Source organism: Pseudomonas viridiflava (assembly GCF_001642795.1).
GTDB classification, from domain to species: Bacteria; Pseudomonadota; Gammaproteobacteria; order Pseudomonadales; family Pseudomonadaceae; genus Aquipseudomonas; species Aquipseudomonas viridiflava.
This window is the reverse complement of sequence record NZ_LKEH01000026.1, coordinates 541431-549293: the sequence shown is the minus strand read 5'-3', so window position 1 is coordinate 549293 and position 7863 is coordinate 541431. Positions and strand designations below refer to the sequence as shown.

The 7863-nt window shown below is 61.0% G+C and carries 7 protein-coding genes; 3 read left to right on the top strand and 4 right to left on the bottom strand.

Translation table 11 applies throughout. The features are described 5' to 3' along the window. The 4 genes from AO065_RS27435 to AO065_RS15255 form a co-directional block, all read right to left on the bottom strand. Window positions 1-92, bottom strand: a 92-nt coding sequence (locus AO065_RS27435; RefSeq protein ID WP_238381510.1) for a hypothetical protein, incomplete at its 3' end; no start/stop codon positions are given. A 145-nt stretch (window positions 93-237) separates the two neighbouring features. After that, window positions 238-933 carry an SPOR domain-containing protein gene (locus AO065_RS15265; RefSeq protein ID WP_004888232.1) on the bottom strand — a complete coding sequence of 232 codons (696 nt, stop codon included), beginning with the start codon at window positions 931-933 and terminating at the stop codon, window positions 238-240. A gap of 1 nt (window position 934) precedes the next feature. Next, entirely contained in the window at window positions 935-2671 is a 1737-nt protein-coding gene (gene argS, locus AO065_RS15260) for an arginine--tRNA ligase (RefSeq protein ID WP_004888231.1), read from the bottom strand. Window positions 2672-2954: 283 nt separating this feature from the next. After that, window positions 2955-5174 carry a primosomal protein N' gene (locus AO065_RS15255; protein WP_004888229.1) on the bottom strand — a complete coding sequence of 740 codons (2220 nt, stop codon included), beginning with the start codon at window positions 5172-5174 and terminating at the stop codon, window positions 2955-2957. 165 nt (window positions 5175-5339) lie between these two features. Here AO065_RS15255 and rpmE point away from each other — a divergent pair, with 165 nt between their 5' ends. The 3 genes from rpmE (at window position 5340) to AO065_RS15240 (ending at window position 7821) form a co-directional block, all read left to right on the top strand. Next, the gene (rpmE, locus tag AO065_RS15250; protein ID WP_004888228.1) at window positions 5340-5561 is read left to right on the top strand and encodes a 50S ribosomal protein L31; all 222 of its coding nucleotides are present in this window, start codon (window positions 5340-5342) and stop codon (window positions 5559-5561) included. Between the two features lie 13 nt (window positions 5562-5574). Beyond that, window positions 5575-6369, top strand: coding sequence for a thermonuclease family protein (locus AO065_RS15245; RefSeq protein ID WP_032652555.1), 795 nt, complete (start codon window positions 5575-5577; stop codon window positions 6367-6369). A gap of 183 nt (window positions 6370-6552) precedes the next feature. Then, window positions 6553-7821, top strand: a complete 1269-nt coding sequence (locus tag AO065_RS15240) for a malic enzyme-like NAD(P)-binding protein (RefSeq protein ID WP_004888224.1) — start codon at window positions 6553-6555, stop codon at window positions 7819-7821. Window positions 7822-7863: the final 42 nt, after the last annotated feature.

The window sequence follows — 7863 nt, the reverse complement described above, 5'->3', positions numbered from 1 at the left end:
CGCACCGGATTGGTGTCACTGACGTAATCGTCGAGACTCTCGGGAAGCAAGGTACTTTGACCTCGGTGTTCGCCTTGTATGAAGCGCTTCATGGGCAACCCTTGCGATGAAATCTTGAGAAATCATAGCAAAGNGCGTAAAAAAGCACGGCAGTGCCGCTGTCTCGCTGGATAGCCAGATGACTTGTGTATAACGATGAGCGCTCCGTATGCGCACTATCGACTATTGGTGCGCGCCTTACCGGCTTTGGCGCTGCTGCAACAACAGGTTACTAAATCCACCACCCGCCAGTTGTTTCTGGGCCGTGGTCAGTTGTTCGCGGTTGCTGAACGGGCCGACCAGTACGCGGTACCAGGTTTCGTCTTTCACTGTGCCGGATTCGACCGTCGCCGTCTGGCCCAGCAGGATGATCTGCGCACGGACTTTTTCAGCATCGGCCTGCTTGCGGAACGAACCCGCCTGCAGGAAGAACGTGGTCACCGCTGCCGGTTTGGTTGCCGCTACCGGAGGCGCTGGCGGTGGCGTCAGACCGCTGAGCGCAGCCTGGGCGCGGGCCGTGTCTATCTTGGCGGCCTGCTCCGGCGTAACCGGGGCCGTCGGCGCAACCGCAGGCGGCGTCTTCTCGGGCACCGCTTCGTTCGGCACGATCACTTCCGACTCAGGCAGCAAGGTGTAGAAGTCATACTTGGGTTTGACCGGCGCCGTCGGGCTCGGTGGCGTCTTGTTCGCCTCGGCGATCTTCGCGGCCTTGGCGTCAGCCTTGACGCGCTTGATGTCATCGCCGCCGGGTTCGAGCTTCATCAGAAAGACAACGAATGCCCCGACGGTGACACCAATGACCAGCCACAGCCATCCTGGAATCGGCTTCTTCGCGGGTGCCTGATAACGGCTGGCGCCGCGCTTGGGTGCCGGTTTCTTCTTCGCAACTGCCAACTTACATACGCTCCAGAGTTTCCAGACCCAACAGATCCAGGCCTTGCTTGAGGGTGCGACCGGTCAACGCTGCCAGACGCAGGCGGCTCTGTTGCTGATCGGGATTTTCGGCACCAAGGATCGGGCAGTTTTCGTAAAAGCTCGAAAACAGACCCGCAAGGTCATACAGGTAAGCACAGAGTACGTGAGGCGTGCCTTTTTCTGCGACGTTATTCAGGGTTTCGGTGAATTGCGCCAGGCGAGCCGCCAGTTCCTGCTCCTGTGGCGCTTCCAGCACGATCTTGCCTTTGCTGGCGTCGAACGGCGTACCCAGCTTGCGGAATACGCCAGACACGCGAGTGTAGGCGTAGAGCAGGTAAGGCGCGGTGTTGCCTTCGAAGCTCAGCATCTGGTCGAAGTTGAAGCTGTAGTCGCTGGTGCGGTGCTTGGACAGGTCGGCGTACTTCACTGCGCTGATACCCACCGCCTTGGCGATGCTGCGCAGCTCGGCTTCCGCGACCTCGGGATTCTTTTCTTTCACCAGCGTGTAGGCACGCTCTTCGGCTTCGTCGAGCAGATCGATCAGCTTGACCGTACCGCCATCGCGCGTCTTGAACGGACGCCCGTCGGCGCCGTTCATGGTGCCGAAGCCCATGTGCTCCAGCTGCATGCCTTCATGAACGAAGCCTGCGCGGCGCGCTACTTCAAATACTTGCTGGAAGTGCAGCGCCTGACGCTGGTCGACGAAGTACAGCGCACGGTCAGCCTTGAGCACCTTGCTGCGATAACGAATGGCGGCAAGGTCAGTGGTGGCGTACAGATAGCCGCCACCGGCTTTCTGTACGATCACCGGCAGGGGCGTGTCTTCGGCGGTGCGGAATTCTTCGAGGAACACGCACAGGGCGCCATTGCTTTCCACCAGCAGGCCTGCGGCTTTCAAGTCGCTGACCACATTGGTCAGATCGTCGTTGTAGGCGCTTTCGCCCATGACATCGGCCGGGGTCAGATTGACGTTGAGGCGCTCGTAGGTCTTCTGGCAGTGCGACAGAGAGATCTCGTTGAAGCGTTTCCACAGCGCCAGGCACTCGGCATCGCCGCCCTGCAACTTGACCACCAGCCCGCGAGCGCGCTCGGCGAACGCTTCGGATTCGTCGAAGCGCTGCTTCGCGGCGCGGTAGAAGTTTTCCAGGTCAGACAATTCGTCACTGGTCGCCGGTTTTTCCTGAAGATACGCCAGCAGCATGCCGAACTGGGTACCCCAGTCGCCGACATGGTTCTGGCGAATGACGGTGTCGCCCAGAAAAGCGAGTACGTTGGCTACGCCGTCACCAATGATGGTCGAGCGCAGGTGGCCGACGTGCATTTCCTTGGCCAGGTTCGGTGCCGACAGGTCGACCACCACACGCTGCGCCGGGCCTGCCTTACGCACCGAAAGCTGTGGGTCCGCCAGGGCTGCGTCCAGACGCGCGGCCAGGGCCTGAGTGTTCTGGAAGAAATTCAGAAAGCCGGGGCCTGCGATTTCCACCTTGCTGACCTGCTCATCGGCGGGCAGCGCGGCAATCAGCTTTTCAGCCAGATCACGCGGCTTCATCCCGGCAGGCTTGGCGAGCATCATCGCGATATTGCTGGCGAAGTCCCCGTGGGTCTTGTCGCGAGCGTTCTCTACCTGAATCGCCGGCGTCAGCCCTTCTGGCAAGACGCCCTCGGTGACGAGACGGGTCAGGGCTTGTTGGATCAGCTGACGAATGGTGTCTTTCATGATGCTCTCTTCGACCGCAAGCGCGGTGGCGCCTGGATGCGCGGGTGGAAAAACTCCGCATTATCCGTTGCTCAAGCCTTGTTGCCAACCGTGTTGGTTTGTAGGCGCTTAACTGAGTGGGCNCCTCCCACAAAAAAACGTTTCCATTCAGCAGATTACGTGTTGTTTGATAAGAGGCGGCTTGCCGGCGATAGCGGAGGCTCAGTCACCGACAGATCGCCTGAATGATCGTATCGCCAGCAAGTCGCCCCCCACAAAAGCCGCGTTTATTCACGTAGGTAGCTCAGTACAGATCCACCGGATCCACGTCCAGCGACCACCGGACCTGCCTGCCGCTGGGCATTTGCTCCAGGACAATCAGCCACTGGCTCAGCAATTTGTGCAGCGGCGCGCGGGCGCTGGACTGCAGCAGCAGTTGCGCACGATAACGTCCCGCGCGGCGCTCCATGGGGGCGGGCACCGGGCCGAGCAGTTCGATGCCGCCCAGGCTCATGTCAGCCAGCAGTCGTTCGGCTTCACTGCAAGCCTGATCCAGAAACTCCTCGGCCTGCCCGGGCTTGTGCGCTTCGGCGCGCAGCAATGCCAGGTGCGAGAACGGCGGCAGTCCGGCGGAGCGGCGTTCGCTCAGGGCCTGCTCGGCGAACGCGAAATAGCCCTGTTCGGTGAGCTGGATCAACAGCGGATGGTCGGCCAGGTGCGTCTGGATAATCACCTTGCCCGGTTCTTCAGCCCGGCCTGCACGCCCGGCGACCTGCACGATCAGTTGTGCCATGCGCTCGCTGGCCCGGAAGTCGCCGGAGAACAGCCCGCCGTCAGCGTCCAGAATGGACACCAGCGTAACGCGGGGGAAGTGGTGACCTTTGGCGAGCATCTGGGTACCCACCAGAATGCACGGCTGGCCGCGCTGGATGGTCGCGAACAGCTGGTTCATCGCATCCTTGCGCGAGGTGCTGTCGCGATCGACGCGCAGCACCGGGTAATCCGGAAACAGAATCGCCAGGCGTTCTTCAGCGCGCTCGGTGCCTGCACCGACCGGTCGCAGATCCACCTTGCCGCACGAGGGGCACTGACGCGGCACTCGTTCAACGTATCCGCAGTGGTGACAGCGCAACTCGCCGGAGCGCTGGTGCACGGTCATGCGCGCGTCGCAGCGCTGACAGCCGGACATCCAGCCACAATCGTGGCACAGCAAGGTCGGTGCAAAACCACGGCGGTTGAGGAACACCAGCACTTGCTGGCCTGCCGCGAGCGTCTGGCCGATGGCCTGTTGCATCGGCCCGGAGATGCCGCTGTCCAGTGGACGACTCTTTACGTCCAGTCGCAAAAAGCGCGGTTGCTGTGCACCACCGGCCCGCTGATTCAGGCGCAGCAGGCCATAACGGCCGGTGTAGGCGTTGTGCAGGCTTTCCAGTGATGGCGTCGCCGAACCGAGCACAATCGGGATGTTTTCCTGACGGGCGCGCACCAGCGCCAGATCGCGGGCGTGATAGCGCAGGCCTTCCTGCTGTTTATAGGAACCGTCGTGCTCTTCGTCGATGATGATCAGGCCCGGGTTCTTCATGGGCGTGAACAGCGCCGAACGGGTGCCGATAATAATGTCGGCCTCGCCGTCGCGCGCCGCCAGCCAGGCGTCCAGTCGCTCGCGGTCGTTGACGGCCGAATGCACCAGCGCAATACGTGCATTGAAGCGCTGTTCGAAACGCGCCAGGGTCTGCGGCCCGAGGTTGATTTCCGGAATCAGTACCAGCGCCTGCTTGCCGGCTTCCAGCGTCTCGCGGATCAACTGCAGATAGACTTCGGTCTTGCCGCTGCCCGTCACGCCCGCCAGCAGAAACGCATGGAAGCTGTCGAACCCGGCGCGAATGGCTTCATAGGCGGCGCGCTGTTCGGTGTTGAGCGGCAATTCCGGCTGGGCCAGCCAGTGTTCATGTCGCGCACTGGGCGCGTGGCTGCGCACTTCGACGTACACCAGTTCCTTGGCCAGCAACAGGTTGAGGCTGTCTTTATTAAGCATCAGCTTGCTGAGCAGTTGATGCGCTACGCCATGGGGATGCTGGGCGAGGGTGGTCAGGGCCTCGCGCTGCTTGGGCGCGCGGGCGATGCGCGAGTCGTCGACGCTGGCGCCGGGTGATACGTGCCAGAAGCGTTCCTGGCGGGTTTCGGCCAGTTCGCCCTGACGCAGCAACACCGGCAACGCCCAGCTCAAGGTGTCGCCCAGGCTGTGCTGATAATACTGGGACGTCCACAGGCACAGCTTGAACAGCGCAGGAGGCAATGGCGCCTGGCTGTCCAGCAAGGCAATGGCCGGTTTCAATTTTTCAGCGGGTACTTCGCTGTGATCCACGACCTCGACCAGAATGCCGATCATTTCCCGCCGACCAAATGGCACTCGCAACCGCATGCCGGGCTGCAGGGCGCTGCGCGACACGCCAGCGGGGGCGCGGTAATCGAACAGTCGGCGAAGCGGCGAGGGCAGGGCAAGGCGCAGGATGGCGTCGGGCACGCGGTGTTTCCCTGTGTCGGTCGTGGGCGATGGGCGATCTTAGCAGACGACCGGTGCAAAGGTTCGCTTGCGTCGTTTTGATTGTCTGATACTATCCACGGCCTATTTCCGTGCGGTATTCAACAATAGTGTTGGGTGGCGGCACGCTAGACTGAGGAAGTACCGATGAAAGCTGATATCCATCCAGTTTACGAAGCCATTGACGCAACCTGCAGCTGCGGCAATGTCATCAAAACCCGTTCCACTCTCGCCGGCCCTTTGAGCCTCGACGTGTGCAACGAGTGCCACCCGTTCTACACTGGCAAGCAGAAGACGCTTGACATCGGCGGCCGTGTCGACAAGTTCAAATCCCGTTTCGGTGCGTTCGGCGCAACCAAAGCGAAGTAAGACTGGCTGCCTCTTGGGCATTTCCAGACTGCTTGAAAAGACGCCCCTTGTGGGCGTCTTTTTTATGTCCGCGATTTGGCTGTCCGACGCGCAGGCGTTCTGCCCCGCACCGGCCGATCTGCCTGTTGCAAAGGTGCAGCGGGTGGTGGATGGCGACACCCTGCGCCTGAGCGATGGCCGCAGCGTGCGAATGATTGGTCTCAATACCCCCGAGACCGGCAAGCGCGGTCAATCCGCCGAGCCGTTTGCCGAAGCGGGCAAGCGACGTCTGCAGGCGCTGGTCAAAGACAGCGGCGATCAGGTCCGCCTGCAGATCGGCCAGCAGGCCAAGGATCGCTATGGTCGCACGCTGGCCAACGTCTACAGCCGCAACGGCACCAACCTGGAAGCGCAGCTGCTCAGCGAAGGGCTCGGCTATCTGGTCGCCTTTGCACCCAATACGGCGCTGGTCGATTGCCAGCAGAGCGCCGAGCGTCAGGCGCGTCAGGCCAGACTGGGCCTGTGGCGCAACTCGCCTGTGCAAGCTGCCAATCGGATCAAAAAAGGCGGCTTTGCCGTGGTGACCGGTCGTGTGAAGAGCGTTCAGCGCAATCGCGGCGGCGTCTGGATCGAACTCGACGGTTCACTGGTGTTACGCGTTGCCCCTGACCTGCTGTCTGCCTTCGATGTGGCGAAGCTTGAGCGGCTCAAGGGTCAACGGATCGAGGCGCGTGGCTGGGTGGTGGACCGTTCCCGGCGTGGTGGTCTACAGTCAGGACAGGCTCGCTGGCTGATGCCGCTGACCCATCCGGCCATGCTCAACCCCTAGGCATCGCCTGCAATCCCGGGCCTTTCGACGAGCGGTTCGGCTTTTTGTGTTTCCAGTGCCTTAGCGGAAAGTCTAACTTCTCGCCCCTTGACAGCAGTGACTGGTCAGTCTTGTTAGGACTATGCATCTTGCGTATCCTCGGCGGTCCGTCTGTCCCACAGTAAAAAAAGCGGAATCCAATACATGTCAGATTTGAAAACTGCCGCGCTCGATTACCATGCCAATCCCCGTCCAGGGAAGCTGAGCGTAGAACTCACCAAGCCGACCGCAACCGCTCGTGACCTGGCTCTGGCCTACAGCCCTGGCGTTGCTGAACCCGTGCGTGAAATTGCCCGTGACCCTGAGCTGGCTTACAAGTACACCGGCAAAGGCAACCTGGTAGCAGTTATCTCCGATGGCACCGCAATCCTCGGCCTCGGCGATCTGGGCCCGTTGGCCTCCAAGCCGGTCATGGAAGGCAAAGGGGTTCTGTTCAAGCGTTTCGCCGGTATCGACGTTTTCGATATCGAAGTCGATTCCGAAAGCCCACAGGCCTTCATCGACACCGTCAAGCGCATCTCGATCACTTTCGGCGGCATCAATCTGGAAGACATCAAGGCACCTGAGTGCTTTGAAATCGAGAAAGCGCTGATCGAACAGTGTGACATCCCGGTGTTCCACGATGACCAGCACGGCACCGCTATCGTGACCGCAGCCGGCATGATCAACGCACTGGAAATCGTCGGCAAATCCCTCGAGACCGCGAAGATCGTCTGCCTGGGCGCTGGCGCTGCCGCCATCTCCTGCATGAAGCTGCTGGTGAGCATGGGTGCGAAGATCGAAAACATCTTCATGATCGACCGCACCGGCGTGATCCACTCCGGCCGTACCGACCTGAACCAGTACAAGGCTGTGTTCGCACACGCCACCGAGAAGCGCACGCTGACCGATGCACTGGAAGGTGCTGACGTGTTCGTGGGCCTGTCCGGTCCTAACCTGCTGAGCGCTGAAAACCTCAAGCTGATGGCCAAGGATCCGATCGTGTTCGCCTGCTCGAACCCTGATCCGGAAATCTCTCCGGAACTGGCTCACGCCACTCGCAGCGACGTGATCATGGCGACCGGCCGTTCGGACTACCCGAACCAGGTCAACAACGTACTGGGCTTCCCGTTCATCTTCCGTGGTGCTCTGGACGTTCGCGCCAAGCGCATCAACGAAGAAATGAAGATCGCCGCAGCCAACGCCCTGCGCGAACTGGCCAAACTGCCGGTTCCTCAGGAAGTGTGCGACGCGTACGGCGGCATCAAGCTGGAATTCGGTCGTGAGTACATCATCCCGAAACCAATGGACACCCGCCTGCTGGGCCGTATCGCCGAAGCAGTTGCCAAGGCCGCTATCGAAAGCGGCGTAGCCACCCTGCCATATCCGAAGCACTACCCGCTGACCAGCGTGGACGACGTGTTCAAGGGCTGATTCCTTGAAGCAATAAAAAAACCCGCAGAGATGCGGGTTTTT

What these genes read in the sequence shown, in the direction of transcription:
- argS (WP_004888231.1), bottom strand. Translation starts at nt 2,671, where the DNA reads ATGAAAGACACCATTCGTCAGCTGATCCAACAAGCCCTGACCCGTCTC.
- AO065_RS15240 (WP_004888224.1), top strand. Translation starts at nt 6,553, where the DNA reads ATGTCAGATTTGAAAACTGCCGCGCTCGATTACCATGCCAATCCCCGT.
- rpmE (WP_004888228.1), top strand. Translation starts at nt 5,340, where the DNA reads ATGAAAGCTGATATCCATCCAGTTTACGAAGCCATTGACGCAACCTGC.